Below are 26,136 nucleotides of genomic sequence, written 5' to 3' on the forward strand. Positions count from 1 at the left end.
CGGTGAACGCCGTCAGCGCATCAGCCACAGCGACTGGCCGAACCCGCTCAAGGGGGCGTGAAAATGGGTCACCAGCACGATGGCCCAAAGCAGCCCGAGCACGCTCGTCAGGCCGAGGAGGATGACCTCGCCGAACTCGTGGGCGCCACGCCGGGCGCCGGTCGCGGTCAGGGTCTTCGCATCGTGCGGGTTGCGCGCCATTCGGTATCCTCTTCGTTGTCCGCGCCGCCGCATGCGGCGTGACGGGCGAAACGCCGCAAGGCCTGCGCCAGCACCTTCTTCGATCCCAGCGTCGAGGGCAGGCAGGCCCCGCCCCACATGCATCCCTCCACGGACCTCGCCCATCGGAGCCGCGCTTTGCCCGCTCGATCCCTGCTCTTCTACCCCGATCCACGCCTGCGCCTGCCGGCCGAGCCCGTCCAGGCGTTCGACGACCCCCTGCGGGCGGCGGCCGATGACCTGTTCGAGGCCCTCAAGGCAGTCTCAGCCCTCGGCCTCACCCTGCCGCATCTCGGTCGCCTGCAACGGGTGATGGTGGTTTGGCTGGAGCCCGGCGACCCTGCTACCATCTACGTAAACCCCGAGATCGTCTGGGCCTCGCCGGAGCGCGCCCCGCAGATGGAGGGCAGCGTTTCGATGCCGGGCGTCACCGATCTCGTCGACCGGGCGACTCAAGTACGCCTGCGCTTCCAAGACCTCGATGGCACCGTGCGGGAGGAAAGCGCGGCGGGGTTCCGCGCCGCCTGCCTGCAGCACGAGATCGACCAACTCGACGGCATCTTTTGGATCGACCGCCTGTCGCGCCTGCGCCGGGACCGGGCCGTGAAGCGCTTCGGCAAACTGCCGCGTCCCTGACCCGACTGTTCCGCGCGCGCCGCACCCATGATACGCAGCCGTCCATGCGGTTCGCTCTTCCGACGCTCCTGTCCTCGCTTCTGTCGGGCTCGATCGCCCTGGCGGCCCCCGCCGCGACCCCGGCGACCCCGCCCGTGATCGGCTGCCCGTCGCTCGCCAACCTGCGCATCTTGCTGCGCCAGGCCGGCAACGACCCGGCCAAGGCGGCGCTGCTCCTGTCCGACGACAGGGCGGACCATCTCGGATGCTCGATCCTCGGTCGCGAGGCCGTGACGGCGCTCGCCGACCATGCCGCCCTCAACGGAAACGCCTACGACTGCGTCACGATTCGGACGACGAGCGTGTGTCAGTGGACCGTCGCCGGGTCCGTAACGCCGGCCGAGCAGGCGCGTCCGGGACGCCGGGCCCAGCCCGATACCGGTAAGGCTGCACCGGGCAAGAGCGTTCCGGACAAGGGCGGACAGGAAAAGACGCCGCGATGAAACATGCCATTGGTGCCTTGGGCGGCGCAGTCCTGTTGCTGGCTGGGGCCGCGGCCGCCGCGCAGGAGTCCGCACGGCCGATCATCGCCTGCGAGACCCTCGTCGGGCTTCGCCAGCTGATGGGCGACGGTGCCACCGATCACATGACCGCCCTGACGCGGCTCCCAAGGCATCCGGCCTGCCGCCTGGTTCCGCGTGACCGGGTCGGTGCCGCCGAGCAGCGGGCGATGATCGGCGGCGCGCCGTTCGAGTGCCTTACGGTTCGGCACGAGGGCCGCTGCGGCTGGGTGATGCCCTGAAGACCAGCTCGGCCGCGACCCCGGCTGATCCTGCGCCGGGACGTTCAGGCGCTCAGGGGAGCACCGATTCTGGCGCGGAGCTGATGGCGCAGGTTCTGGTTGGCGGTCGCATCGGCGTCGAGGGCGGACATCAGACGCAGGAGGCGGCTGATGGGTGTCGAACGGTCCTGAACCGCTGCGGCGATCAGGTCCTGAAGCGGCGTCTGCTCGCAGGGAAACTGGGTGGTCTCGCTCGAAAGGGCCGGCTGGAGCATGGGTCCGCGAATCCGTCGCTGTGTTCAGGCTAATCCCGCGCGGCTCGCTACGCCATGGGATCGCGCGGCGCCACCCCTTTTTGCCGCCTATCCATAGCCGGCATGGAATTTATCGCCCGACTGACCGTATTCGTCGGAAATGCGTGGATATCCATGTGTGGGAAAGCACACGATTCCGGCGGAGCGCTTCACCGGGCCAGGAGCGATTCGCCGTAGCGGTCGCACAGATCCTGCGGGTCAGACGCGATGGCGACGCACCCGGCCGTGCGCAGTTCGGTTTCCGAGACCCCGCCGCACAGGACACCGATGGTCGGCAGGCCAGCCTTGGCCGCGGCCTGGACATCGTAGGCGGTGTCGCCAACCACCATGCTGTCCCAGGCGTTCAGGGGGGCGAGCTTGGCAAGCGCCGACGCGAAGATGTCGGGAAACGGCTTCGAGCGCTCGGCATCGTCCGATGTCGTAGTCACCGAAACCAGGTCGGCGACGCCCAGAAGCTCCTTGTAATGCGCGACCTCGTCGGCCTTGCCGGACGAGGCCAGCGCGATGGTCTGGCCCTCGGTCCTGATCCGCTCGAACAGGGGGCGGACGCCCGGGAACGGCCGGACCTTGTCGAGGAAGTTCCGCTTGAACAGGTCGGAGCGGTAGGCCTCCATGGCCTTGCCCTCCCGCTTCACCCGGTCCCGGTCGACAAAGACGGGAAGCAACTGGTCCCCGCCCTTGCCGATCTGGCTGCGGACCTTCGCGTGCTCCGTCTCGATGCCGAAATGCGCGAAAGCCTCGACCCAGGCCTGGGCATGGAGATCGACGCTGTCGAGGAGCGTCCCATCGATATCGAAGATCACCGCCCTGACCGCTGACGCCATGTGCCCTGCCCCGTATCGACGGACACGGCGCGCATCCGGACAGGACGCGCCGGCCGAACCGTCGATGCTGCGCGAACGGTCGGCGTGCTCCGTCGTTCCGTCTCCGCCTAGAAGACGTGCTACCTTAGCGCGGGAAGATGTGCAGGCCGTCGTCGGGCAGAAGGTTGCGGGCGGGGCCGCCGGTCTGCTGGCCGCGGCCCTGCTGGTAGTAGGGCAACTCGGGGCGGCGGTCGTTGTCGCTGCCGGAATCGTACTCGTAGGGGCGGCTCCACGGCGCGCGGCCGCCGACACCCGCCACGGTCTCGACCTCGCCCGGGATGGGGGCGGTGCCGTAGCCGTAGGGCGTGGCCTGCCCGGTCACGGGGACGGCGATGGCGAGGGCGACGAGGGTGGGAAGAAGGGTCTTCATGAGCGACCTCGCGGAATGCGGCCGGAGCCAAGGTCGCCGACGGCACGGCAACGGACGGGGAGTGTTCCGTGACCCAACGTCACGCTTGATCGGCCTGTTCCCGTGTGGACGCTCGAAACGGCGAAGCCCGCCGTCCTGTTCGAACGGCGGGCTTCGAGGGCATTGGAAACGGGCGCGGGACGCCGTCAGTGCATGACCACTCCGGCCTCGAACGCCTTGGCGCGGGACGCCGCAGTCCGGGCGGAGGGGGCCTTGGCGGGAGCGGCTGTGGCCGAAGCCGCCTTGGCGGAGGCCGACTTCGTGGACGCCGACTTGGTCGTCGCGGATTTGGCTGCGGCCGTCTTCGGGGCGGCGGTCTTGGTGGTCTTGGCAGCCGCGGCCTTGGCGGGCTTCGCGGTCTCGGCGACTGCCTTGGCGGCGGCGCTGCGGGCACCGGCCTTGGGCTTCAGGGCGCGGGCTGGGCTCGGCGCCAAGCTGATCTCGGCGGCCACCGGACGGACCTGGACGGGCGTGTCGGCGCAGAACTCGCGCTCGGCCCGCAGCCAATGCTCGGTGGCGTGGCCGAACACCCGGCCTTCGCCCTCCCAGATGAAGTAGGCGCGTTCGCGCACCTGTTGCTCGAAAGGATGCATCGCGGTCTCCCCGTGGATTCGAGGCCGACGATGAAAGCGGACGGTTAATGTCGGGTTAACCGTTCCCGGAGGCCTCAGCCCCTGGTCAGGCGCCGGACATTGGCCCGCACCTTTCGGCGATATCCGGCGACCACCTTGGCGGTGGAGCCGCCCGTGGCCATGAGCAGGGCCGCCTCGTTGGCGGCCGTGATCTTCTCGCTCACCATGCGGTGCGCCTCGGCCTGGGCACCGCTTCCGCCGGCGGCGAGCTTGGCCAGCCGCAGGCCGATCACGTGCTGGGATTCCATCGCCAGCAGAGTCGCGTCGAGACCCAGCTTCCACCACGCACCGTACATGCTGTCTTCTCCGTGCGCGGTTGCCCCGCCGTCAATCGAACGAGCGGCCCTTCGCGGCGGACCCGCCCAGGCTGATCTTCTTCGGGGGCGAGCCGGCGAGGCTGATCTTGCGGGCCGGAGCGGGCGCGGCCTCCGTCGGGACGGCGGGCCGGGCCGGCTTCATCCGCGACTGGCCAAAGACCACCGAGCCGATCTCGCCGGCGACGCGCACGAGGTCGTCGCGTTCGCAGGCCCGGGCCACCGTGAGGCCGAGCTGGTGCATGTGGCTCTTGCCGTAGAGGTAGACCGCGAGCTTCGAGCGGGTCGGTTCGGCGATGGTGGCCAGGAGTTCGGGCAGGTCGTCGGCATCGGCCCGGTAGACCTCTCCCAGGAGATCGAGGGAGACCGGGCAGGCCGGATCGGCGACGGGACCGCTGGTCGGGTGGGACTGGGTCATGGGGCACCTGTCTGGGCGGAGGGGGAAGGAATGGGCGCGGCCGCCTCGACGGCGGCCGCGGACGGTCGCTCGGCGGGTGGCCGGGCGGGGGGCAGGCAGCCGGTGCAGACCGACGCGATGGCGATACGGGCGCGGCGCTCGGCGCGTGCCCAGACCGCCTCGTTGCGGGCGCGGGCCTGACGGACCTCGTCGTCCGTCATCGCCCCCGATCCGACGCCGAGGTCGCGCGGCGTCTCACCGGGCGGCCTGATGCGCAGGAGAAGCGGTTCCAGCGCCGGCTCCTGTGCCCTGGCCGGCGGGATAGCAGCCGGGAGGCTCAGTACGCCAGAGGCCAGGACGGCAAAGCGGACGAGGATCGAACGGCGCATCGGCTCCCCGGTCGGCTGTGGTGCCGGCGGACGATCGCCGCCGCATGGTTAAGAAGAGCTTACCGCCATGAACCGTGCGATGACGCAGCGGCAACCCGCCCAATCGACCGCACTGCAGCATGACCCTACCGTCGCGCCATGGACACCACAATCTGGCTCTGGATGGCCGCGGCCGTTACCTACTCCGGCTACATGGTCTTCGCGATGCGGTCGTGAGGGCGTCGCGGTTGCGCGTCAGGTCCGGTCGTCCTTGTCGATGACCGCGCAGGCCGTGACCGGACCGTCGGCGGAATTTGAGACCGAGCAGGTGACCAGAGCCTTGCCCGCGTCGACCTTGCTGTGGCGCTTGGTCTCGGCACTCGCCCGTGCCGTGCGGCCGGCCTCAGCGATAGCCTCCGCGGTGAGCCCGTTGATGGCCTGCCCGGCACACCCGAATAGCGCGAAGTAGCCCGCCGGCAGGGTCGGCCCCTTGAACTGGGCGCCCACGGCCGAGAGGTCGCCGCAGGCCAGGGTCAGGCCGACATCCTCGGCGGCCTTGAACTCGGCGAAGTCGATGGTTCGCCGAACCAGGGTCGCCCCCGTCGCCGCCATCACACGGTCGATGAGATCCCCGCATCGATCCGCCCGGGCCGGCGTTGCAAGGGCGAGGGAGAGGCCGAGGATCGTCAACGGGATGCGCATAAAGCGCCAACTAGGGGAGGCTCCGCGCTTGTCGAGCCGGACCTTCTCTAGGGGGGAATCACGCCAGGGACGCGCGGCGCTTGCGCACGACGGTCCGGCGAAACACCCCCACCACCTCGACGTGGCTCGAATACTTGAACTGGTCCACGGGGGTGACGGTCTCCAGGCGGTAGCCGCCCGCCACCAGGGCGGCGGCGTCACGCGCGAAGGTGCCGGCATCGCACGCGACACCCACGACCAGGGGCACCTTGCTCTCGGCGATGCGGGCGGCTTGCGCCTGCGCTCCGGCGCGGGGCGGATCGAACACCACGGCGTCGTAGGCGTCGAGCTCGATGGGCAGGAGCGGGCGCCGGAACAGGTCGCGCCGCTCCGTGGTCACCCGGCGCAGGGACGGGGTCGCCCGCACGGCCCGGTCGAGGCTCGCCAGCGCCGCCGCCTCGCCCTCGACGGCGTGAACGTCGCAGCGTTGGGCGAGGGCCAAACTGAACGGTCCGCTGCCGGCGAAGAGATCGACGACGCGCTTGGTCTTCCTGTCGAGGGCGGCGAGCACCAGTGCCGTCAGGGCTGTCTCGCCGGCCTGCGTCGCCTGGAGGAAGCCGCCCGGCGGGGGGCTGAGACGGATGCCGCCGGCCTCGATGACGGGCGCGCGGCGCTCGACCAGGATCTCGCCGTGGAGCGACAGGCGGGCGAGGTCCAGCTCACCGGCCAGACGCACGAGGACGGCGCGGACGCCCTCGGCGACGGGTCCATGGCCCCGGACATCGACATCGAGGCCGGCATCGGTGGCCGTGAAGGCGACGTCGAGGGGTTTGCGCCCATGGCCGAGGGGGGCACTCAGCGCCGTCGCCACGACGGGGGCCCGGTGGAGGGCCTCCACGGTAATCGGGCAATGGTCGATGGCGACGAGGTCGTGGCTGCGGGCCGCCATCAGGCCGGCCCGGGCCCCCGATTCACCGGCCCGAACATGCAACGTCAGGCGGCGGCGGCCCTCGCCATGGGCGTCCCGAAGAGCCTCGGGCTCGGCGTCGAGGCCGGATTGCGACAGGGCCTGACCGACGAGCGCCCGCTTCCAGGCGGCGTAGGGCTCGGGGGCCCAATGCTGGACGGCGCAGCCGCCGCAGGTTCCGAAATACGGGCAGAACGGATCGATCCGCTCCGGCGAGGCGGTCTCGACGGACAGAAGCTGCCCGCGCACGCCCTCGCGCCGGATGGCGACGCGCTCGCCCGGCAGGGCATAGGCCACCGCCGTGCCGTCCGTGGCCATGCCGTCGCCCCGCGCGCCGAGCTTGGCGATGGTGACGAGGTCGGGGGAATCGATCATGGAACTGCTTTCCGGCGTGCCCCGATGAGGAACTCGCGATTGCCGTCGCCGCCGGTGACGGGGGACGGGATCAGGCCGAGGATGGAGAATCCCACGCCTGCGATGAAGTCTCGGATCTCGGCGCAGACCGCGTCGTGGACGGCGGCGTCGCGGACGATGCCGCCGCGTCCGATCCGATCGCGGCCCGCCTCGAATTGGGGTTTGACGAGTGCGGCCAGGGCCGCCCCCTCCCCCATCAGGGTGGCGACCGCAGGCACCACGAGGCGGAGCGAGATGAAACTCACGTCGATGGCCACCAGCATCGGCGCCACCGGGATCGTCGCCGCGTCGAGGCTGCGGGCGTCGCGTCCTTCCAGGCTCGTCACCCGGGGATGGGTGCGCAGGGACGCGTGCAGCTGGTCGCGCCCGACATCGACGGCATAGACATAGGCGGCCCCGCGCCCGAGGAGCGCGTCGGTGAACCCGCCCGTGGAGGCCCCGACATCGAGGCAGGTCAGCCCAGCCGGAGCGAACCCGAAGGCGTCGAGGGCGGCGACGAGCTTGAGTCCACCGCGCGAGACGAAGGGGTGCGGCGCCTCAGCCTCGATCCGCGCATCCGGTGCGACGAGGTCGGAGGCACGCGCCACCACGCGGCCATCGGCCCGCACGAGGCCCGCCGCGATGGCGCCCTGCGCCCGGGCCCGGCTCTCGAAATGGCCGCGCTCGACCAGAAGGCGATCGGCCCTGATCCGGTCCCGCGTCATTCCCAAACTCAAACCTTCGGCGTCCTGCTGTCCGCACGCCGGCACGGATGGCCCTCCGCTACACCACAAAGTGGCGTCCGCGAACGAAAATCATGCACGCCTGGGTCGCGCCGCCGTCCACACCTGTCGCATACTGGCAAGCCAGAGCGCGACCGCCCATGGGGGAACGGACGCGGGACCACGGTCTTGAGGTCCCACCGTTCGGCCCTCTCCCGACCCGGCCGCCACAACAGGACTGACCATGACAACGCCGCGCGAGATCGAGCTGAAGCTGGAATGCGAGGTCGCCGACCTGGCCGCTCTCGCGAACCATCCCCTGCTGCGGGCGGACGGGACACCCGAGGCGGTGGTTCTCACCTCGACCTACTTCGACACGGCCAAGGGCGATCTGCGCAAGGGCGGCTTGACCCTGCGGGTGCGCCGGGAGGGCGACCGTCGCATCCAGACGGTGAAGGCGGCCTCCGCGAGCGCGGGCCTGTTCGACCGGGCGGAGTGGGAGTCCGATATCGCGGGCGAGACCCCCGACCTCGCGGTTCTGGCGGAGACGCCGGTGCCCGCCCTCCTGGCGGCGGCATCCAAAGCCGATCTCGTGCCTGTCTTCACCACCGTGGTCGACCGCACGACGCGTCTCGTCGTGCACGGCGCCTCGCTCATTTCCGCGACCCTCGATCAGGGGCGCATCGAGACGCCGGAGGGCGACGTGCCCCTCTGCGAAGTCGAGCTCGAACTCGACGAGGGCAGTCCTGCCGACCTGTTCGGCCTCGCCCAGGTGCTCGCCCAGACCGTGCCCCTGCGTCTCGGTGCCCTGAGCAAGAGCGCCCGGGGCTGGAGCCTCGTCGACGGCACCCTGCGCAAGTCCAGCAAGGCGGGTGCCGTGCGCCTCAATCCGGATGCCACGGCCGGTGAGGCGTTCCGGGCCGTCGCCCAAGCCTGCCTGCATCACCTGCGCCTGAACGAGGACGTGTTCCTCCACGGCCGCCACCCGGAGGGCCTGCACCAGATCCGCGTCGCCCTGCGGCGCCTGCGCTCGGCCCTCACCCTGTTCAAGCCGATCCTGGCGCCCGATCCCACCGCCGCGCAGTTGCGCGACGAGATCAAGCGGGTGACCGAGCCGTTCGGCCGGGCGCGCAATCTCGACGTCTTCCTCGAGACCACCCTCCCGGCGGAACTCGAGAAGCGGCCCGACGAGGCCGGTCTCCTCGACCTGCGCACGCGCCTGGAAGCCGAGCGCGACCGGGCGCACGATGCCGTCATCGCCACCCTCGAATCGCCGGCCTGGCGCAGCCTGATCCTCGATGTCGCCGCCTGGATCGAGACGGGGGCCTGGCGCACGGAAGGGGATGCGCAGGGCGATGGGCCCGCCCGCGACGCTCCGGCGGCGGAGTTTGCCGCCGATATCCTCGACCGCATCCGCGGCCGCATCCGCAAGCGCGGCCGCCACCTCGAACGCCTCGATGCCGAAGCCCGCCACCGCGTGCGCATCGAAGGCAAGAAGCTGCGCTACGGGGCCGAGTTCTTCGCCAGCCTCTACACCGACAAGAAACCGCACCGGCGCCACAAGGCCTTCGTCCAGGCCGTGTCCGAACTCCAGGACCACCTCGGCGCCCTGAACGACATGGCCACCGCCCACGAGGTTCTGGCCAGCTTGGCCACGGAGGGCAGCACGATCCCGGCCCCGACCCTGTTCGCCGCCGGTCTCACGGCGGGCGACAACGAGGTCGAAACCAAGGCGCTGCTCGGCAAGGCGGCGGACGCCCATGCCGACCTCGTCGATCTCAAGCCGTTCTGGCGCTGAGGCGGCCGCGCCCTCAGCGCTCGACGCTGAGGGCGTAGAGGGTGATGGCGGCGGCGTTCGAGACGTTGATGCTGCGGATCTCGCCCCGGAACGGGATCCGCGCCAGCACGTCGCAATTGTCGCGGGTGCGCTGGCGCAGGCCCTTGCCCTCGGCACCCAGCACGATCACCGCCGGACGCTTGGCCCCCAGGGTGTCGAGGTCGGTGCCGGCCTCCGAATCGAGGCCGATGCGGGTGAAGCCGCGCTTGCCCAGATCAATCAGCGCTTCCGAGAGGTTGCGCACGACGACGAGGGGCACGTGCTCCAGGCCACCCGAGGCCGACTTGGCGAGGACGCCGGTGGCGGTGGGCGAATGGCGCGCCGTGGTGATGATGCCCGCCACGCCGAAGGCGGCGGCGGTGCGCACGATGGCCCCGACATTGTGCGGATCGGTGATCTGATCGAGCGCCAGGAGCAGCGCGTCGTCCGGCAGGTCTTCGAGATCCGGCCCCGGCAGCGGATCGGCTTCGAGGTAGAGGCCCTGATGCACGGCGTCCGGTCCCAGGAGCGCGTTGATGGCGCTCGGCCGCACCAGTTCGGGATCGATGCGCAGCTGACCGATCTCCTCCGTCAGTCGCACCATGGCATTCTCCGTGGCGAGCAGCCGGTGCAGGCGCCGACCCTCGTTGGCGAGCGCCTGGGCCACGGGATGCCAGCCGTAGAGCACCACGTGGTCGCCCTCCGGCCCGGCCGGTCGGGGCCGGAACCGGTCGCCGCCGGGCCCGGGCCGTCTCGTCTGCCGGCCCGGCGGGCCGTCGCGTCGCGTGGTCATGAGGGTCGTCCGCTGTTGTCGTGCGCGGGCGGGACGCGCCCGCCGCTGTCTCCCGCGACAAACCGGCCACCGGCCCATTCGTCAAGCGACAAACTTGTCCGGAAACGCCCGTTGCCCCCGCCTCCGATCCCGCCTATAGAGGCCTCGCTCCGACCAGCGCCCTTCGTCTAGCGGTCCAGGACGTCGCCCTTTCACGGCGAAAACACGGGTTCGATTCCCGTAGGGCGCGCCATTCTCGGTGCAATCAGCGACCTTGCGGATGCTCATCGCCTCGTCGCGATGCAGGCGACTTCGCGGACGAGATGTCCCTTCAGTCAAACGGCGGCGTTCGGCGCTTCATACGCTTGACGGTGCCGGCTCGCGATCGGCCCGCAATTGTACCTATCCCGTAACTGCTTGAAGTTCGTTGATTTCGAAGGTCAATCAAACTTTGAATTCGACGTCTCGATCGATGCCGAGATCTTCGGCCTCGGGCTGCTGAGGCCGATCCTGAAATCTTCGATCACGACATGTAGTTCACCAGGGTCAGTTTCGAGAGCATCGAGGTGACCTGATAGCTCGCCTGCAACTGGTTCTGCACGGCGAGAAGGTTGGCCGCGACTTCCTCGGTGGAGATCGTGTCCGTCCCGTCGAGGGTATTCTGGAGCTGGGCGCGGGTGGCGCCGTTCTGCGCCTTGGCGTTGGTGATCTGGGCCGAGGCGAGGCTCAGTTCCGTGGCCACCTGGGCGATGCCCTGATCGTCCTGCTTGGGCGTGAGGACGGAGCGGACACGGTCGGTCAGCGCCGTGTAGCGGCTGCGCTCGCTCAACGCCAAGGTCCGGTCCGTGGCCGAGAGGGTCGCGTCGTTGGGGTCCTTGGTGCTGGCGAAGCCCTCGCTCGCCAGGGCGGCGATGCCCGACAGGGCATTGCGAATGCCGGTCTCGTTGGCCTGGGCACCGATCCCGATGGATTGGCCGCTGCTGACCTGCACGGTGGCCGTCCCGCGCGGGTCCGCCAGGCTCTCGTCGCCCGTGTACCAGATCACGGTCTTGCCGGCCGGGTTACTGGCGAAGCCGCCCTTGGCGGTATCCACCCGGCGGGGCGCGAACACGTCGGACTTCGAGCCCGCGAAAAAATCCTTCGCGGCCAGAACGGCGGACGAGGCCGAGAGCGTGGTGCCGGCGCTGGCCTTGGTTGTCGCGAACAGGGCCTGCTGCAGGTTCTGCGCGGTCACCACCGGGTCGGCGTCGATGAGGAACACCGACGGGTCCTTGCCGTCCGTGGTGGTCTTGGCCGTGAGGGTCAGTGTCGTCGTGGTGCCGTCGCGCAGGCCGAGGGTCACCGTGATGGTGTCGCCGTTCTGGGGCGGCGTCGTGCTGCTGACCGTCAGGGTGGTGCTGGCGGCCGTCCCGCCATTGAACGTCGCCGTGACGCCGGGCGGGGACGAACTCTGGGCGGCCGCGATCTGGCTGGTCCCGAGGGCGGTCTTCAAGCTGGCCCCGCTCGCGGCGGCATTTGCGCCGATGACGAATTCGTTGGTCGCTCCCGTCGTCGCCGTCCGCGCCGTGTAGTCGACGAAGGTCTGGCTGCCATCGGCCTGGTTGACGCTCACCCGGACCACGTCGCCGTCCTTCGGCTGCGTGCCGAATCCCAGGGTTACGGTCGGCGCGGCGGCCGCGGCGGCCACGGTGGGGCTGAACGCGGTCGGGTTGGAGCTTGTGATCGTCCCCAGGGTGAAGCCGAAATTGGCGCGGTCGGCCGCGGTCTTGCCGTTGTCGCCGGTGACGTTCGCGGGCTCCGAGATCGTGACCGTCGCCGTCGTGGTGGCCGGGATGCTCAGATTGCCCGTCCCTGGCGATCCGGTGGCCCCGTCGGCCGCCTTGCGCTCGGCGATCATCGCGGTGAGGCCGGCCTTGGTGCCGTCGCCGTTGAGGATCGCGTCGGCGGACGCCACCGACGGGGTGTCGGTGGCGCGCCCCCCGAAAATGTAGGTTCCGGCGTAGTTCTGGTTCAGGGTATCGACGAACAGGTCGAGGTTGGCCGCCGCCGTGGTGCGGGTAGTGTCGCGGGCCGAGGATGAGCTCGTGTTGGTCAGTCCCGTGGCGATGGTGCTGACGGTGGTCGACGTGACCTTCGACAGGTTCTGCAGGCTGGCCGATCCGAGGGTGATGCGGTTGAGGGCGCCGGTGATGCTGGCGGCATACCCGTCGAGGCGGGCGACCTGCGCGTGCGCGGTCAGGCTAGTGGTGCGGGCGGCCCCCAGACCGCCATAGGTTTCCGCCACCCGCCCCGTGGAGAGCTGAGTGGTGAGGCCGTCAAGCTTCTCCTTGGTCGCGAGCAGGCGCTGCGTGTTCAGGGTGGTGTTGTAGCTGCCGGCCGCGAAAGGCGTGATGGTCATGGGCGCGAACTCGGGATCGAGGGGCGGTCGGTGGTCTGCGGGGGCATGCGTCAGATCCGCAGCAGGGTGTCGAGCATGTCGCGGGCGGCCGTGAGCACCCGCGCGTTGGCCCCATAGGCCGTCTGAAGCTGGATCAGGTTGGCCATCTCCTCGTCGATCTTGACGCCGGATTCGCCAGCGAATCGGCTCTGGGCCGTCGCGAGGGCGATCTGCTGGCCCTCGTCGAGGCTCAGGCTCGAGGCGGCGTTCGCCCCCTGCGCGTCGATGATGCGCAGGGCGAAGTCGGCCACGTTGGTGGTGAACGGCGCGCGCACGCCGCCGATACCGGAGGCGGACGAGAACGTGTGGGTGTTGGTCGTTAGTCCGGCCAGGAGGCGCTGAGGCCGCGTCGCGTCGCCGGATTGCGTGGTGGGGGACGAAAGGACGAGGGCACTGGTGTCGGCCTTGATCGCCGGGTTGAGGGCGATGCGCTGGGCAAACCCCGTCAGCTGTGAACCACCGTCGAAGTTGCCCGTGTAGAGGCCGTTGGCCCGGCCGGAATCGACGAACAGGGCGATCTCGGCGTTGTTGGCCGAGTTCTTGGTCTCGGTGGCGCTGGACGGCACCGTCACGGTGGCGCCCACCGTCCCGACGGCCGGCGTCAGCGACGCGGCGCTGCGGGTGATCGTGAGCTTTCCGCCGGTGACCGCGACGGAATAGTCCGCCCCGAGGGCCGCGCCGATGTTGGTCGCCATGGCGGCGTCGGTGGTGCCGAGGGTGAAGCTTCGGACCGAGCCGGCATCCACATCCCCGGGCCGGAACGCCGCGTTGCCGTCCTTCGAGGCGACGAGGGCGATCTGCGAGCCGTCCGCCAGGGCGAGGGTGATGCGGTTGCCGCTTTTCAGCCCGGCGATGTCGATGGCTGTGCCAGCCGGGGCGCTCACCGTGCGGTCGGTGGTGGATTGCGCCAGTCCGGCCGCCAGCTCGTCGAGCTGACGCTGGGCCTGAACCAGGGTGTCGTCGCGGGCGGTCACGGCGGCCGCGAGGGAGCCCGACCGCAGGGCACCCGTGGCGATGAGGTCGATCCGGGCGCCGCCGGGCGTGGTCGCCGTGATGGTGCCAACGCCGCTCTTCCCCGCATCGGCCGAATACAGGTTCCCGGGGCCGAGCACCGTGCGGCTGTCGAAGCCAAGCGACGCGGCTGTGCCGTGATCGACCAGGGTGACGCCCGACTGGGTCATGACCGTGATCGAGCCGTCGCCCACCTGGTTGGCCTGCACGTCCATGTACTGGGCGAGCTGGTTTATGGCCTGGTCGCGCTGGTCGAGGAGGTCGGGGCTCGCGCCGATGCCGTTGGCGGCGACGATCTTCACGTTGAGCTGGGCGATGGATTTGAGGAGCGAGCCGGCGCTCTTCACGTCGCTGGCGATCTGCGATTCCATCCCGGTGCGCAGGGTCTGGATGCCGTTGGCGATGGTGCCGATCCGGCTGGCCAGGGTCGCGCCGTTGCTGGCCACGGTGGCGCGCACCGAGCTGACCGTGGGATCGTTGGCCAGCGCCTGAAGCGATTGGGTGTAGCCGTTCAGCACCCCGTCCAGCGACGTGCTGGAGCCGGGCACGCCGTAGAGCGCGTCGAGCTGCATCGCGACGTTGGCGGCGGTGTTGGTGTAGGCCGCGCCCGAGGTCTCCAGGCGCAACTGCTTCTGCGAGGTCGCGTTCAGGATACGCGAGACCGTGCCGGCGTTGACGCCCGTCCCGTCGTTCTGGCTGACGGGCGACTGAATGCGCTTGACGTAGCCGACGGTGTTGACGTTGGCGATGTTCTGCGAAACGACGCCGATCTGCGCCTGCACGGCCTGCAGGCCGGCCGTGGCCGTGTTGATCGCATTCAGCGACATCGGGACAGCCTTTCGTCGTCGCGCACGGGTCGCGCCACCGCGGGACCATCGGGGGAGCGTTGATCTCGCTTCGGGCGCCGCCACCCTGCCGCGGAATCGGGGTGGGAAAAGCGTCGGCTATCGGGCGTACCCGAAGAAATGATCCGGATGGTTACCCATCGGTTGACATCCGGATCGAACATTATCGGATGATATTGATCAGGTCGCTCATCATCGTCTGCGCCGTAGACATCACCCGGGTGTTGGCCGAGTAGGCCTGCTGGGTCACGATCATCTTCGAGAACTCGGCCGCGATGTCCGTATTCGACTGCTCGATCTCGCCACCGACCACGGACGAGCCGTTCAGGCCGGAGATCGGTGCGCCCGAATCCAGGGTCTGCGTGTAGTTGCCGTTGGCCTCGCCCTTCAGCGCGTCCGGGTTCTTGAACTGAACGATGCCGACCTGGGCGAGGGCGGCGGAGTTGCCGTTGGAATAGGTGCCGGTGATCTTGCCGTCGCTGGTCACCGCCAGCGAGGTCAGGGTGCCGGAGGCGTAGCCGTCCTGCTGGATCGTGTCCGTGCGGACAATGCCCTCGCTGGCGGCGTACTGGGTCAGGCCGCCGGCGGGGATGTTGAGGCCGATATTGCTGAGCTTGACCCCGTCAACGGTCAGGTTGGGGATCACCGGCGATGTCGGCTCGGTGAGCTGGCCGCCTTTGAAAATGAAGGCCTGCCCGGTGTTCTGCCAGGCGTCGTCGGCGGCACCGGCCTTCGAGTTCCCGAGGTAGAACAGGTTCCAGACGTCGTCGGTGGCGGGTTTCGCCGGGACCGCCACGACGGGCGGAGTCGCCGTCGGATCGGCGGCGACGGCGGCGGTCGCCGCACCCCCGTTCTGAACCTTGGCCCAGCGCACCTGGACCGTCATGGGCGCGCCGGTCTCGGTGTAGGTGGTCAGTGATCCGCCCGAGAGCGTATCATTGAGGAACTTCGTCGTGTCGCCGCCCTTGATCGCCGTCCCGAGGGCGGGGGTCGTCGGATTGGCGAGGACGGGGGTATAGGCGCCCGAGGTCAGGGTCGTGAGCAATTCCGAGCCCGGCGTCGCCGCGGAAGCGTTCTTCGTCGAGGGCGTCATCGGCAGGTTCGCCGCATAGGCGATGCTGGTGGTGGGCTTGGCCGCCAGGGAGGCCGTCGAGATCTTGATGGGGCCGGTCCCGGTGGTCTGCCCGGTCCGAGGATCGAGGCTTTGGCCCGTGAGGTAGCCACCGGCGCCGTTGACGAGGTAGCCCAGGTTGTCCGATTTGAAATCACCACGCCGGGTATAGGACGGCGTCGGCGAGAAGCTGGCCTGGCCCGCCGCGTCGCCGGTCTTGGTCTGGACCGTGAAGAACCCCTGCCCGCTCAGCGCCATGTTGGTGTCGATGCCGGTGGAGATCAGGCCGCCCTGCAGGGTGTTGGTCAGGCGGGAGAAGGCGCCGACGGAACCGGACACCTGCTTGTTCAGGGGCTGCTCGGCGATCATGTCGACGAAGTTCGTATCGACCCGTTTGAACCCGGTGGTCTGCGAGTTGGCGATGTTGCCCGAGATGTTGTTCAGCGAATACGACTGGGCCTGGAGGCCCGACACCGCCGTCTGCAACGCACTGAAGATGTCCATGATCGGCCTTGGGGTCCGCGGGGGATGCTTCCCCTCGGATCAGCAATCCGTGTGCCGCCGTTGTTTGTCAGGATTTACAAAGGGTTAGCGAGAGTCCTGGCGTCTCCTGCAGGCTGCGTATCGGCAAGATCTGCCGCGCTGTGGGCGCTTTGTGCCGGGGCGCCACCTCGTCCATCAGCAGCAATTGCCCTCCGGGGCGATGGCGGGCGATCTGTTTCACGAAAACCGGCGCCACGAGCAACGCGCCGACTGTCTCGACGTGATCATCGAGGCAATCGGGGGCTTGGCGCGCCCGGTCCGTTCCCCGACGCGGTAGCGGCCCGGATCGGGTTCACGCGCTCATTCCTCGGCCTGGACCTTGCCCCGCCCTCCGCCCCGGTTCTGCCGGAGGCGGACGACGCTCTCGCGGTCAGCCGGCGATCGCGAACCCGCTTCGCCGTGGGACCCGTCGACGGACTCGATCCCGGTGACGGCCACCGACGCCGCGTGCCCATCACGCTGGGGCACCCTGCCCCCTTCGCGCCTTCAACCCTCTCTTGACACTGGCGACCGTAAGTTATGTGAGGCATTCCTATGCGGATCCGGAAGGCTCTGAGTGCAATCATGCGGCTGCTGGATACTCTCAACCGATGAAATGGATCAAAGCCCTGTTCGGCCCCAGCGCCCGCCGCGAAACCGACCCAACCCTCGAATCCGATTACCATCTTCTCGCCCGCAGCGACCTGTTCGACAGCGGCTACTATCTGCGCGAGAACCCCGATGTCGCCGAGGCCGCGGCGGATCCGATCACGCATTACCTTGCCATCGGCTTCTTGGAAGGGCGCGAGCCGTCCGCTTTCTTCGACGGCACCCGCTACTGGGAGGCAGATCCGTCCATCAAGGCCGCTGGCATCAATCCCCTCGTGCACTGGCTCCGCGCCGGCGCCGGCGAGGGTCGGTCCGCGCCCGTCCGAAAGGACAATGCGTCGTTACCCGGCGAAGTCCGGTCCGACTATGCCCTGGTGGCGCGCAGCGGCCTGTTCGACCTCGGCTACTATCTGGCCGGCAATCCGGATGTCGGCGCCTCGGGCGAGGACCCCATCGTTCACTACCTTCAGGTTGGATACCTCGACGGACGCGAGCCCTCGGCGTTCTTCGATGGCAACCGCTACCGTGCCGAGAATGCCGATGTGCGCGAAGCACGCGTCAACCCGCTGGTCCACTGGCTTCGTCTCGGCAGCGCCGAGGGGCGCTTGGCTCCGGTCCGGTCCGCGTCTTCGCCGGACCGGCCTGGAACCGATTATGCCTTGGTGGCCCGCAGCGGCCTGTTCGATGCGGCCTACTACCTCAAGACCAATCCCGAGATCGCGGGGAGCGGCCTCGATCCCATCGTTCACTACATCACCGATGGCTTCCGCGAAGGGCGGGAACCGGCCGCTTTCTTCGACGGAAAGGCCTACGCCGAGCACTACCCGGACGTTCAGGCGGCGGGAACCGCCCCCCTCGTTCATTGGATGCGCGTGGGCAAGGCGGAGGGGCGTCGCCCACCGATCCGGGCGCCGCAGCCTCCGTATCCGGCACCGACTGTGACCTGATCGCCCGCAGCGGCCTGTGCGACAGCTTCCTCCTGTCAATCAGTCCAGTCCAACGTGAGCGGTCACGGCTGTCGAATCGTACCCCAACGGTTGCATCCCAATGGCGTTGCGGGGAGCATCGGGAGGCCCGGACGGCGCCTCAGAACTCCCAGGTCACGCCGGTCCGCACGACACGCGCGGGGACACCCGCGAGGGAGACGTTGGTGGGGAACGCACCCCGGACCAGGGAGCCGGCGCCGATCACGCTGTCGCGGCCGATCACGGCGTTGCGCAGGATCGTCACCCCGCCCGCCGCCCAGACGTGATCGCCGATGGTGATGTCGCCGGCGGGATTGAGGCGTTCGCGGGTCACCACGTCGAGCACCTTGTGGACGTCGCTCGACGCGATGCGGCAGCCGGGCCCGAACAGGCAGAACGCGCCGATCCTGATGGTCGCGCGCTCGTGTGCCGTGATCTGGCTGCAGCCGTTGAACGAGCACCAAGCACCGATCTCGACCACGGCCCCTTCCGCGGAGGCCGTGACCACGAGCTGGTTGAGGTTCGTGTCCGCACCGACGATGACGGCGGCCCCGCCCGAGAGGATGAACTTGGCGGCATTCGGCGCGAAGGGCGTCTCGACGTGCAGGCGGTTGCCGCGGCCACGGATGGTGACGACGGCGTCGCTCTCCTCCAGAAACCGCGGCGACAGGGTGATCTGGTTGTCGTCCGGAAATTCGATGTCGAGTTGAACAGGCACCGTGCCCCCCGCGTCCTCCTGGTCCTTTTCGAATGCGCGCGGTCCTACCGGTTCAGCGGATTTCCCGCCGGCGGCGCCGCCGTCGCGCCGATGGGAACCGGAGCGATCCCGCCGCCGCCGCCGAAACCGGCCTGCGGATTGCGGTAGCGCTCGATGCCGTGCTGGAGGCGTTCGCCGTCCGTATCGCGCACGATCCGGGCGGAGGCCGGCGGCGACGGATCGATGACGTGGACCGCCATGTTGGCCTGGACGGCCTCGCCGGATTCGAGGGTCAGGGTGTCGCGCCGTTTGAGGTAATCGGTGCAGCCGGACACGGCCAGGGCCACCGCGAAGATCATCGCGACGGCAAGACCCGGACGCACCGCGCGCGCGCGCGCGGACCGACGTGCCGCCGGACTCAATTGAGCACCTGGACGGTGCCCTGCGGCACGGCGATGGCGGCGGGCAGCGTCGCCTCGGGCAGGATATGGCCGTGGGGGCCGACGGCGCCGCCGCGCTGATTCACGAACTGGCGCATGTTGCGGCGCAGCTCCGTCTTGCCGTTCACGAAGAAATCGACGTCGTTGGCCGGCACGCTCGCGTCGAAGGGCGTCGCCAGCATCTGGCCCGGCCGCGCCGGATTGACCAGGGACGGGGTGACGATGACGACGAGTTCGGTCTCCCGCTCCTGAAACTCCGAGGAGCGGAACAGGGCGCCCAGGACCGGGATCGATCCGAGCCAGGGCAACTGGTCGATGGAGCGGGTCGAGTTGGTCTGCAGGAGGCCGGCAATGGCGAAGCTCTGGCCGTCGCGGAGCTCGACATTGGTCTTGGCCCGGCGCTTGGTCAGGCCCGGCACCGAGATGCCGCCGCCCACCGCCACCGCCAGGGTCGGGTCGATGTCGCTCACCTCGGGCTCGAGCTGGAGATGGATCATGCCGTTGCGCAGGACCGTCGGGGTGAAGCCGAGCTTCACGCCGAATTCCTTGTAGGACACGGTGATCTGCGGCGCGCCGTTGAGGCTCTGGTTGGCGATGGGGATCGGGATCTCGCCGCCGGCCAGGAATTCGGCCCGGTCGCCCGACATGGCGATGAGGTTCGGCTCGGCGAGGCGCCGCAGGAGGCCCTTGGTCTCCAGGGCGCTCACGAACAGGTCGAGCTGCCCGGCATTGCCCCGGAACCCCTGGACGAGGCTCGCGAACGGCACGCCGCCCGTGGTCGCGGCGTTGACCGCCGAGCCGACGATGCCCGAGATTACCCCGCCCGAGGACGAGACCGGGTTCTGGGCGCCGTAGGCGCCGACGCTGGCGAGGGTACTGCGTCCGCCGAACTCGAACCGCGCCCCGAGCTCGCGGCCGGCATTGCGGTTCACCTCGACGAAGCGGACCTTGAGCATCACCTGCTGGGGCGAGCGGACGCGGGTGAGGTTGAGGGTGCCGGGGGGGGCCACCTGCATGGCCCGGTCGACGCTCACCGCATCTCCCGCGACGCCGCCGAGGATCACGCGCTCGCCCTGGCTCTCCACGCGCAGGCCCGGATCGCCGGTGCTCTGGCGGACCTGCGATTCGATGACGCCCGTGTCGGGCCGGACCTCGACGTCGATGAGGCCGACGAGCTTGCGCTCGGAATCGATGAGGGACACGTTGGTGGTGCCTGCGCGCTTGCCGAGGACGTAGAGGGTCCGGTCGCTGATCGGCACCACGTCGGCGATGTCCGACGACCCGACGAGGACGTCGGCGAAGGCGCTGCCGACCTTCACGGTCTGAGACTTGTTGATCGTCAGTTTCAGGCGACTCAGGATCGCGTTGCCGCCCGTGCGCGGCACGGCACGGACCTGGGCCCGCGCCTCGCCGACCGGCGCCGGGAGTACGGCGGTCGTCAACGACAGCACCACGGCGAGATCGATCACCCGGCGAAATGTCGGTCGAGCCTTTCGCCGGCAACCAATCACGCAAACATCCTTCTGGTTAAAATCAGGTTAAGCGGGCCGGCGCGGTCACCACAAGATCAGGTGCTGATTGCCACAGTTTTATCGGGAGGAGAGAGGCGTTCGAGCAACGCTCTGGCGCAGATCGAACGATCAGATCGCGGCGCCGGCTTAAAAGGGCGTGGATCGGGTCGGACGCTGGGCCGAGCGCAAGATCTGAATATTGTTCAGGATCACGGTATTACCCGGGTCCATGGCCAGGGCCTGCTCGAACTGGCCGAGCGCCCGCTTGCCGTTTCCGCGCAGCATGTACGAATACCCCCGGTTGTTCACGATTTCGAGGGTTTCGCCGCTCAAGCTCGTGGCCTGATCGTAGGCCCGGTCGGCGAGTTCGTAGCGCCCGAGGTTGTCGTAGGACGCCGCGAGTCCGAGCCAGGCCGCCGCATCGTCCTTGTTGACCTCGACGGCCTGCCGGAAATTCCGCTCGGCCAGACCGTTGTTGCCGGCCGCGAGGTTCACCCGGCCGACTCGATAGGCGTCGTTGGTGGCCGGCAGCGTCGGCTCCACGCCGGGGACGACGGCGATCCCCTCGTCCGACCGGGTCTGACACCCGGCCAGCCACAGGCAGGCGCAGACTCCCATGGCCCGCACCGCACGATACACCCTCATCCGTCCGTCATCCTCGGCCCAGGCGACGACCCTGCCATAGGAGCGGCCACGCTTGTATCCACGATCGCGCGATGACTGGGGAGAAGCATGGGACAGCTCTGAACATGCCGGGTGTCTCCCATACGGCGGCCGAGGCGAAGAGTTTCAGGCTGCCTCACAAAACGTCCGGTCCCGGTCGGTTCTTCTCCGAACACGGCCGCGCAACGGGAGTTCTGTGAGAGACACTCGGTCGGCCCGTGAGAATCCCGACGACAGGGATGGCCGACGCGCATGTCGTGAGACGCCCTCTCGGACGGACCCGATCGAGTGAAGCGATCCATTCCCGCGTGACATGCCAGAGTCGGCGGGACCGACCAAGCGGTTCATCGACCCTCGCTGGGTATCCAAACCGCCGTGACAAGAATATCGCGCGGGATTCGTCACTCGGATGTGGCGAGACAAGTCGCGAGGAAGTCGTCGAACGCGATGAGATCGGTGCGCCGCACGACGGGCGCAAACACGACGGCCGGGACGGCCGTTCCGAACAGGCGGTGGCGGAGCGCCGGGCCGGCCGTCCGCATCAGGAGATCGAAGCGCTCCGGGCCGGCCTTGAGCAGGCGGACGAAGGCCGGCACGAACCCGTCGCCCGACGATCGGGTCTCCGCCAGGGTGAGGACGCGTCGACCGGTGATCTGGGCACGGCCGATCAGGGCGAGGTTGAGCCGCCCCGGCGACCTCGACGGACGCAGGAGGATGTCGCCGGAGGTCGCGTTCTCGGGCAAGACTTCGGGCATGGGTCGGGGAAGGCTCAGCCGCCAGCGCCGCTCATGGCCCTCGCAGGACAGGACGAGGAGTCCGGCCGCGCCCGAGGCCGGCGTCACGTCGGTGCGCAGGACGGCGAGATCGCGGCCGAACCGCTCCAGGACCCACCCGTCGGCCCCGAGGGTGAAGCTCTGGTCCGGCCCCCGCTGCGGGGGAGATGACGGCGTCCTGCCCTGTCCGAGGGATGGCACCGGGACGAGGACCAGGGTCAGGAGACACGTGCCAAGACAAGCCGGCCGCCGAGCCGTCACGGCACGGAGTTGGGAATCGGGACGGATCGGCGGCGTTCGGATCGGATGCGCATGGCGAAGGACAGGTGGCTGATCGCGAAGGCGAGGAAGGAACTCCCCAGCATCACCGTGATGATGGCGAAATCCGGTCCCTGGATCGCCGCCACGGGCCTGAGGGACACGGCCTGGAGCGGTCCGCGCAGGCCGAGCCAGGCGTAGGCCAGGGCGGCGGCGAAGACGAAACTCAGATTCGCGATGGCCGCCACGCCGAACCGGAACCGCAGGGCGCGGACCGCGAGGGTGATCAGGGCGAGCACGGCGGCATTGCGCAGGGCATCGACCCCGAACAGGACGTGGAGGGGCGAGGTCTCCACCCGCGCGGTCTCGAACGGCCGGAACACCGCGAGGTTCAGGTACCAGGCGAGGCTCGATCCCGGGGCGGCCGCGAGCCAGGCGGCGGAGGCTTCCGCCGCCGCGAAGGCGCCGATCACCACGAGCGAGCCGAAGGTCTGGGCATTCAGGGCGCGCGACATGGCGCATCCTGGCAAGCGGTCCTTAAGGCGCGGTTCGCGCGGGCCGGCGCGCCGCCGGAGACGGATTCGTGGTTAATGGGTCTCGACGAGTTGCACCACCGGCCGGAGCTTGCCGTCGTCCTTCCGGGGGGTGAGCATGCCGACGAGTTCCACCAGAAGGGAACCGCCGCTCGCGGGCTCCGTCAGGAAGACCTTGGCGACGTGGCGGGACAGGCGGGCGGGGCTCGGGTCGGCGGAGAACGCGCGGCAATCGGCCACCGACAGGTAGAGGACGCGCCGACGCGCATCCGTCGCCGGCCGCACGCCCGGATAGCAGACCGGAATCGGGCTCTCGCGCACGAAGGCGAAGGGGCCGGTCAGGGGTCCGCCCGTCGGCATGGTCTTGCCCATCAGGCGGTTGCCCTGGGTAGCCACCGGCCGGGATTCGGTCTCCGGCGTGAGCCCGAGTTCGCGGAGATAGATGTCGTAGCGCGTCGGCGCCTCGCGCAGGGAGGCCTGGAAGCCGTTGTCCTTGTCGGCGTGATTCCACAGGATGTACTCGTCGATGGCGCGCGCCACGGAGATTTCGCCGAGGCCGCCATAGGCCGCCGTCACCGCCCAGTCGCCCAGCCCCTGGTCGTAGGCCGCCGAGGGCCGGACGGTGCGATAGGCCGCGTCGCGCGGCAGGTGGTAGGGCGGGTTCACGTCGCCGGAGGATGGCGGCGAGGAACAGGCCTGGAGATGGCGCCCTTGGATCACGCTCGGCGCCGGGGGAAAGGCCGCGAGGTCGCTCGCCACCGCCGCGATGCCGTTGAAGTAGCGGTCGAACCGGATGTTCAGGGCGTCGTCGAAGTCGCGCGGGGCGATGTTGCGTCTCAGGGAAACACCCTGGCCGTAGCAGAAGGCCGGGGCGTCCGAGGCGAGGTTGCGCAGGGTGGTGCGGCTCGCGAGATCGTCCGGCCTGTCGAGGGGGACGACGGAGCCGTCGGCGATGTTGCCGTCCATGCGCAGGAGATACTGGCGGCCGGGCCGGGCGGACGCCGCGAAGCGCTCGGGATCCGCATGGCAGAGGACCATCGGGGTGACGTCGCAGGCGTAGTACTGCGCTTCCGCGACGGCCCGGCGTCGGATCGGGGTGCCGAGAACCTGCAGCAGGCTCTCGGTCAGGGTGAACTCGGCCGTGGTCGCCTCGACGAACACGGCCTGCGCGCCGGCCGTTTCCGGCAGGGTGTAGGCGGGGTCGGTCCGGAGATCCGCCAGCGTGGCGGCGAAGCGGAAGGTCAGGCGTGGGCCGGCGCGGTTGCGCCGGGCGAAGGCGACGCCGTTGGTCAGCGCGTTCCCAGCGGTCACCGCCCGCTCGATGGCGCCCTCGGTCCAGTCGAGCTGGCCGGCGGCGGCCAGCGCCGCGGCGTCCACGGTGGCGGCGAGCTGCGTGTCGAAGGTCATCAGGCGGGTGCCGTCGACGGCGAGGCCGAGGAGGCCGAGGAGGGCGGGAATGCAGACAGCCGCGAAGACGAGGACGAAGCCGTCCTCGTTCCGGCCGAAGCTGCGCAGCGAGCGAGCCGTCATCGGCGGGTCACCAGATCCTCGCCCGGCAGGGTGGCGGTGGCGTGAAGCGGCAGCGCCTTGGCGAACAGCAACCCGGCGAAGATCGGATCGAACGCGAGATCGACGATCTGCACGGTGACATCGACGGGGACCGGCGGCGGGCGTCCGACATAGCCGAGGCCGTTGGTGGCGTAGGTTACCCGCAGGTTGGCGGGTTCGAGCCGCGGCAGCACCGCCTGCATCGCCCGCAGGATCGGCGCGAGGTTGGCCGGCGAATAGCCGAACCGGCACGAACTCCCTGGGCAGACGCAGCCCCTCGCGAGATCGCAGACCACCCGGAACGCCGGGCACGGACTGGCCTCGCCACCGGACGCGCAGCGGGCGCCGGGCGGGCGCCCGGACCAGTAGGCCGCGCCGTCGGCGGGCGTCAGGCCCGGGCCTTCCGCCACGGAATCCATGACGATGGCGGCGCGCACGCCGAGATCGGCCGCCTTGGCGGCCAGCCCCCGCTGCCAGAAGTACAGGGATAGGTCGGCCAGGGCGAAGACGAGCATCAGCAGCATCGGCAGCACCAGGGCGGCCTCGACCAGGGCGGCGCCGTCCTCGTCGCGCCGGAAGGCGGTCAGGTCATTCGCCAACGTGCGGCTCCTGATGCCGGGCCTTGAGGGTCCAGCGTTTGAACGGAACGGGGCCGGGAAATATCACGTCGAAGGCGACGCTCGCCTGCATGGCCACCGTGCCCGCTGGCGGGTCGGGCTGCGGCGCCACCGTCACCGCGTCGGACGGCAGGCCGGTGTTGTCGCGGATCTGGCCTTCCGTGATCCGCACGGCGCGGGCCGCACCCGGCGCGCAGGCGGGGTTGCAGACCGGATCGGGAACCCGCGCGAGGATGCGGGCGCCGGTGCGCACGGCCCCCTCCAGGGCCTGGCGCACCAGGAGTGCGCGCCCGACCTCGAAGCAGCCGTAGACGAGGACGACGAGGATCGGCAGCAGCAGGGCGAATTCGAGGATCGCCGCCCCCGAATCCCCGTCGCGCAGGGCCCGCAGCCGTCGGGTGAGGGACTCACGGGCGAGGAATTCACGGGGCCGTGGCACGGAGCACCTTCATCACCGCCGGCGCCAGGATCACGATGAGGACTACGGGAAAGATGAACAGGCCGAGCGGCAGGGTGAGCTTCGGCGGCAGGGACGCGGCCTTCTCCTCGGCCCGCGACATCCGGCGGTCGCGCATCTCGTCGGAGAAAGTGGTGAGGGCCAGCGACACGTCGGTGCCGAGCTCGATGGTCTGCTGCAGCAGGGCCGCGAATGAGCGCGCCTCGGGCAGGCCGAGGCGTTCGGCGCAGGCCTTCAGGGCCTCCGGCGTGCTCTTGCCCGCCCGCATCTCGCCGGCCATCAGGTCGAAATTCGCCCGGAACTCGGCGTCCGAGGCGCCGATCTCGCCGGCCGCGCGATCGAGGGCGGCGTCGAGGCTCAGGCCCGCATTGATGCAGACCACGAGCATGTCGAGGAAGTTCGGGAAGACCGAGCGGTAGCGGATCTCAAGGTGGCGCTGGCGCCGGCTGAGGTACGCGCGCGGCAGGTAATGGGCGACGATGAACAGGACAAGGGCGATGAGCGCCGCCTCGGCGAGGCCCGAGCTCGGCAGGAAACGCGTCACCACGACGGTGCCGAGGGTCGGCAGGCCGACGAGGAGGCCGAGGCGCGCCAGGGTGAAGATGACCACCGCCGAGGGCGCGAAGAAGCCCGAGCGGATGAGTCCGCGCCGTAGGGCACGGCGGGCATCGACGTCGAGGCCGAGGCGGGACGGATCGATGTCGAGCCAGCTCTCCTGATCGCGCTCGACCTCCTCGGCCGTGGCGGCCGGTGCACCGAGCCCGCCGTAGCGGCGGCGCACGCGCTCGCGCCGGGAGAGGGCGGAGGTGGCGGTGTAGAGGGCGAGCGCCACGCTGGCGAAGGCGAGCACGGTGACGAGGAGGACGACGCTCATGC

30 protein-coding genes and 1 tRNA gene are annotated in these 26,136 nt (G+C 69.7%); 6 read left to right on the forward strand and 25 right to left on the reverse strand.

Translation table 11 applies throughout. The features are described 5' to 3' along the window. Positions 1-12: 12 nt before the first annotated feature. A complete protein-coding gene (locus ASF28_RS15585) occupies positions 13-201 on the reverse strand; it encodes a hypothetical protein (RefSeq protein WP_056094505.1) in 189 nt (62 codons plus the stop codon). A gap of 156 nt (positions 202-357) precedes the next feature. Here ASF28_RS15585 and ASF28_RS15590 point away from each other — a divergent pair, with 156 nt between their 5' ends. The 3 genes from ASF28_RS15590 to ASF28_RS15600 are packed head-to-tail and all read left to right on the forward strand — an operon-like array spanning position 358 to position 1,636. Beyond that, positions 358-855, forward strand: coding sequence for a peptide deformylase (locus ASF28_RS15590; protein ID WP_056095116.1), 498 nt, complete (start codon positions 358-360; stop codon positions 853-855). 44 nt (positions 856-899) lie between these two features. Beyond that, positions 900-1,337 (forward strand): hypothetical protein, encoded by a 438-nt coding sequence (locus tag ASF28_RS15595; RefSeq protein ID WP_056094507.1) that lies wholly within the window; start codon positions 900-902, stop codon positions 1,335-1,337. Then, the gene (locus ASF28_RS15600; protein ID WP_244475048.1) at positions 1,334-1,636 is read left to right on the forward strand and encodes a hypothetical protein; all 303 of its coding nucleotides are present in this window, start codon (positions 1,334-1,336) and stop codon (positions 1,634-1,636) included. Before ASF28_RS15595 ends, ASF28_RS15600 begins: the two co-directional genes overlap by 4 nt. 44 nt (positions 1,637-1,680) lie before the next feature. Here ASF28_RS15600 and ASF28_RS15605 read toward each other — a convergent pair whose 3' ends face one another. The 10 genes from ASF28_RS15605 to ASF28_RS15650 all read right to left on the reverse strand — a co-directional run bounded on the left by ASF28_RS15605 (position 1,681) and on the right by ASF28_RS15650 (position 7,678). Beyond that, complete coding sequence (locus tag ASF28_RS15605; RefSeq protein ID WP_056094509.1) at positions 1,681-1,890, reverse strand: hypothetical protein; 210 nt, start codon at positions 1,888-1,890, stop codon at positions 1,681-1,683. A gap of 188 nt (positions 1,891-2,078) precedes the next feature. Then, positions 2,079-2,753, reverse strand: coding sequence for an HAD family hydrolase (locus ASF28_RS15610; RefSeq protein WP_056094512.1), 675 nt, complete (start codon positions 2,751-2,753; stop codon positions 2,079-2,081). 124 nt (positions 2,754-2,877) lie between these two features. After that, the gene (locus ASF28_RS15615; protein ID WP_056094515.1) at positions 2,878-3,162 is read right to left on the reverse strand and encodes a hypothetical protein; all 285 of its coding nucleotides are present in this window, start codon (positions 3,160-3,162) and stop codon (positions 2,878-2,880) included. A 185-nt stretch (positions 3,163-3,347) separates the two neighbouring features. Next, entirely contained in the window at positions 3,348-3,794 is a 447-nt protein-coding gene (locus tag ASF28_RS15620; protein WP_056094517.1) for a DUF2934 domain-containing protein, read from the reverse strand. 74 nt (positions 3,795-3,868) lie between these two features. Beyond that, complete coding sequence (locus ASF28_RS15625; protein ID WP_056094520.1) at positions 3,869-4,129, reverse strand: hypothetical protein; 261 nt, start codon at positions 4,127-4,129, stop codon at positions 3,869-3,871. Positions 4,130-4,160: 31 nt separating this feature from the next. Next, positions 4,161-4,565 (reverse strand): hypothetical protein, encoded by a 405-nt coding sequence (locus tag ASF28_RS15630; protein WP_056094523.1) that lies wholly within the window; start codon positions 4,563-4,565, stop codon positions 4,161-4,163. Then, positions 4,562-4,933: a hypothetical protein gene (locus tag ASF28_RS22880; RefSeq protein ID WP_056094525.1), complete on the reverse strand. Its 372-nt coding sequence runs from the start codon at positions 4,931-4,933 to the stop codon at positions 4,562-4,564. The genes ASF28_RS15630 and ASF28_RS22880 overlap by 4 nt, the downstream gene beginning before the upstream one ends. 234 nt (positions 4,934-5,167) lie before the next feature. After that, complete coding sequence (locus ASF28_RS15640) at positions 5,168-5,614, reverse strand: hypothetical protein (RefSeq protein WP_056094528.1); 447 nt, start codon at positions 5,612-5,614, stop codon at positions 5,168-5,170. 58 nt (positions 5,615-5,672) lie between these two features. Further along, positions 5,673-6,935 carry a class I SAM-dependent RNA methyltransferase gene (locus ASF28_RS15645; RefSeq protein ID WP_056094531.1) on the reverse strand — a complete coding sequence of 421 codons (1,263 nt, stop codon included), beginning with the start codon at positions 6,933-6,935 and terminating at the stop codon, positions 5,673-5,675. Next, positions 6,932-7,678: a TlyA family RNA methyltransferase gene (locus ASF28_RS15650; protein WP_056094533.1), complete on the reverse strand. Its 747-nt coding sequence runs from the start codon at positions 7,676-7,678 to the stop codon at positions 6,932-6,934. The genes ASF28_RS15645 and ASF28_RS15650 overlap by 4 nt, the downstream gene beginning before the upstream one ends. A gap of 241 nt (positions 7,679-7,919) precedes the next feature. Between ASF28_RS15650 and ASF28_RS15655 the strand changes: the two genes are divergently transcribed. Then, positions 7,920-9,473, forward strand: a complete 1,554-nt coding sequence (locus ASF28_RS15655; RefSeq protein WP_056094535.1) for a CYTH and CHAD domain-containing protein — start codon at positions 7,920-7,922, stop codon at positions 9,471-9,473. Positions 9,474-9,486: 13 nt separating this feature from the next. Here ASF28_RS15655 and rlmB read toward each other — a convergent pair whose 3' ends face one another. Next, positions 9,487-10,284, reverse strand: a complete 798-nt coding sequence (rlmB, locus tag ASF28_RS15660) for a 23S rRNA (guanosine(2251)-2'-O)-methyltransferase RlmB (RefSeq protein WP_056094537.1) — start codon at positions 10,282-10,284, stop codon at positions 9,487-9,489. 156 nt (positions 10,285-10,440) lie between these two features. On the opposite strand from rlmB, the gene ASF28_RS15665 reads away from it, so the two are divergent. Then, a tRNA-Glu gene (locus ASF28_RS15665) sits at positions 10,441-10,516 on the forward strand. Positions 10,517-10,786: 270 nt separating this feature from the next. Here ASF28_RS15665 and ASF28_RS15670 read toward each other — a convergent pair. The 3 genes from ASF28_RS15670 to ASF28_RS15680 all read right to left on the reverse strand — a co-directional run bounded on the left by ASF28_RS15670 (position 10,787) and on the right by ASF28_RS15680 (position 16,171). Beyond that, positions 10,787-12,661 (reverse strand): hypothetical protein, encoded by a 1,875-nt coding sequence (locus ASF28_RS15670; RefSeq protein ID WP_056094540.1) that lies wholly within the window; start codon positions 12,659-12,661, stop codon positions 10,787-10,789. Between the two features lie 50 nt (positions 12,662-12,711). Beyond that, a complete protein-coding gene (flgK, locus tag ASF28_RS15675; RefSeq protein WP_056094541.1) occupies positions 12,712-14,538 on the reverse strand; it encodes a flagellar hook-associated protein FlgK in 1,827 nt (608 codons plus the stop codon). A 181-nt stretch (positions 14,539-14,719) separates the two neighbouring features. Continuing rightward, the gene (locus ASF28_RS15680; protein ID WP_056094545.1) at positions 14,720-16,171 is read right to left on the reverse strand and encodes a flagellar hook protein FlgE; all 1,452 of its coding nucleotides are present in this window, start codon (positions 16,169-16,171) and stop codon (positions 14,720-14,722) included. A gap of 560 nt (positions 16,172-16,731) precedes the next feature. Between ASF28_RS15680 and ASF28_RS15685 the strand changes: the two genes are divergently transcribed. Then, positions 16,732-17,745, forward strand: a complete 1,014-nt coding sequence (locus tag ASF28_RS15685; RefSeq protein WP_157085615.1) for a hypothetical protein — start codon at positions 16,732-16,734, stop codon at positions 17,743-17,745. A gap of 139 nt (positions 17,746-17,884) precedes the next feature. On the opposite strand, the gene ASF28_RS22885 is transcribed toward ASF28_RS15685, so the two are convergent. From ASF28_RS22885 to ASF28_RS15735, 10 genes are all read right to left on the reverse strand, one after another. Next, positions 17,885-18,481 (reverse strand): acyltransferase, encoded by a 597-nt coding sequence (locus ASF28_RS22885; protein ID WP_056094551.1) that lies wholly within the window; start codon positions 18,479-18,481, stop codon positions 17,885-17,887. A 44-nt stretch (positions 18,482-18,525) separates the two neighbouring features. Further along, entirely contained in the window at positions 18,526-18,843 is a 318-nt protein-coding gene (locus tag ASF28_RS22890) for a hypothetical protein (protein WP_162240007.1), read from the reverse strand. A gap of 35 nt (positions 18,844-18,878) precedes the next feature. Then, positions 18,879-20,369 carry a type II and III secretion system protein family protein gene (locus tag ASF28_RS15700; RefSeq protein ID WP_056094557.1) on the reverse strand — a complete coding sequence of 497 codons (1,491 nt, stop codon included), beginning with the start codon at positions 20,367-20,369 and terminating at the stop codon, positions 18,879-18,881. A 189-nt stretch (positions 20,370-20,558) separates the two neighbouring features. Next, positions 20,559-21,056: a tetratricopeptide repeat protein gene (locus ASF28_RS15705; protein ID WP_082476602.1), complete on the reverse strand. Its 498-nt coding sequence runs from the start codon at positions 21,054-21,056 to the stop codon at positions 20,559-20,561. Between the two features lie 419 nt (positions 21,057-21,475). Continuing rightward, a complete protein-coding gene (locus ASF28_RS15710) occupies positions 21,476-22,048 on the reverse strand; it encodes a hypothetical protein (RefSeq protein WP_056094563.1) in 573 nt (190 codons plus the stop codon). A 56-nt stretch (positions 22,049-22,104) separates the two neighbouring features. Continuing rightward, entirely contained in the window at positions 22,105-22,620 is a 516-nt protein-coding gene (locus ASF28_RS15715) for a hypothetical protein (RefSeq protein WP_056094566.1), read from the reverse strand. Between the two features lie 72 nt (positions 22,621-22,692). Then, positions 22,693-24,168, reverse strand: coding sequence for a pilus assembly protein TadG-related protein (locus tag ASF28_RS15720; RefSeq protein WP_056094568.1), 1,476 nt, complete (start codon positions 24,166-24,168; stop codon positions 22,693-22,695). Beyond that, positions 24,165-24,785, reverse strand: a complete 621-nt coding sequence (locus ASF28_RS15725; protein WP_056094571.1) for a TadE/TadG family type IV pilus assembly protein — start codon at positions 24,783-24,785, stop codon at positions 24,165-24,167. The genes ASF28_RS15720 and ASF28_RS15725 overlap by 4 nt, the downstream gene beginning before the upstream one ends. Further along, entirely contained in the window at positions 24,775-25,242 is a 468-nt protein-coding gene (locus ASF28_RS15730; protein ID WP_056094574.1) for a TadE/TadG family type IV pilus assembly protein, read from the reverse strand. The genes ASF28_RS15725 and ASF28_RS15730 overlap by 11 nt, the downstream gene beginning before the upstream one ends. Then, positions 25,226-26,134: a type II secretion system F family protein gene (locus tag ASF28_RS15735; protein ID WP_056094577.1), complete on the reverse strand. Its 909-nt coding sequence runs from the start codon at positions 26,132-26,134 to the stop codon at positions 25,226-25,228. The genes ASF28_RS15730 and ASF28_RS15735 overlap by 17 nt, the downstream gene beginning before the upstream one ends. Between the last annotated feature and the right edge of the window lie 2 nt (positions 26,135-26,136).

It is taken from the genome of Methylobacterium sp. Leaf99, from assembly GCF_001422375.1.
GTDB lineage: Bacteria > Pseudomonadota > Alphaproteobacteria > Rhizobiales > Beijerinckiaceae > Methylobacterium.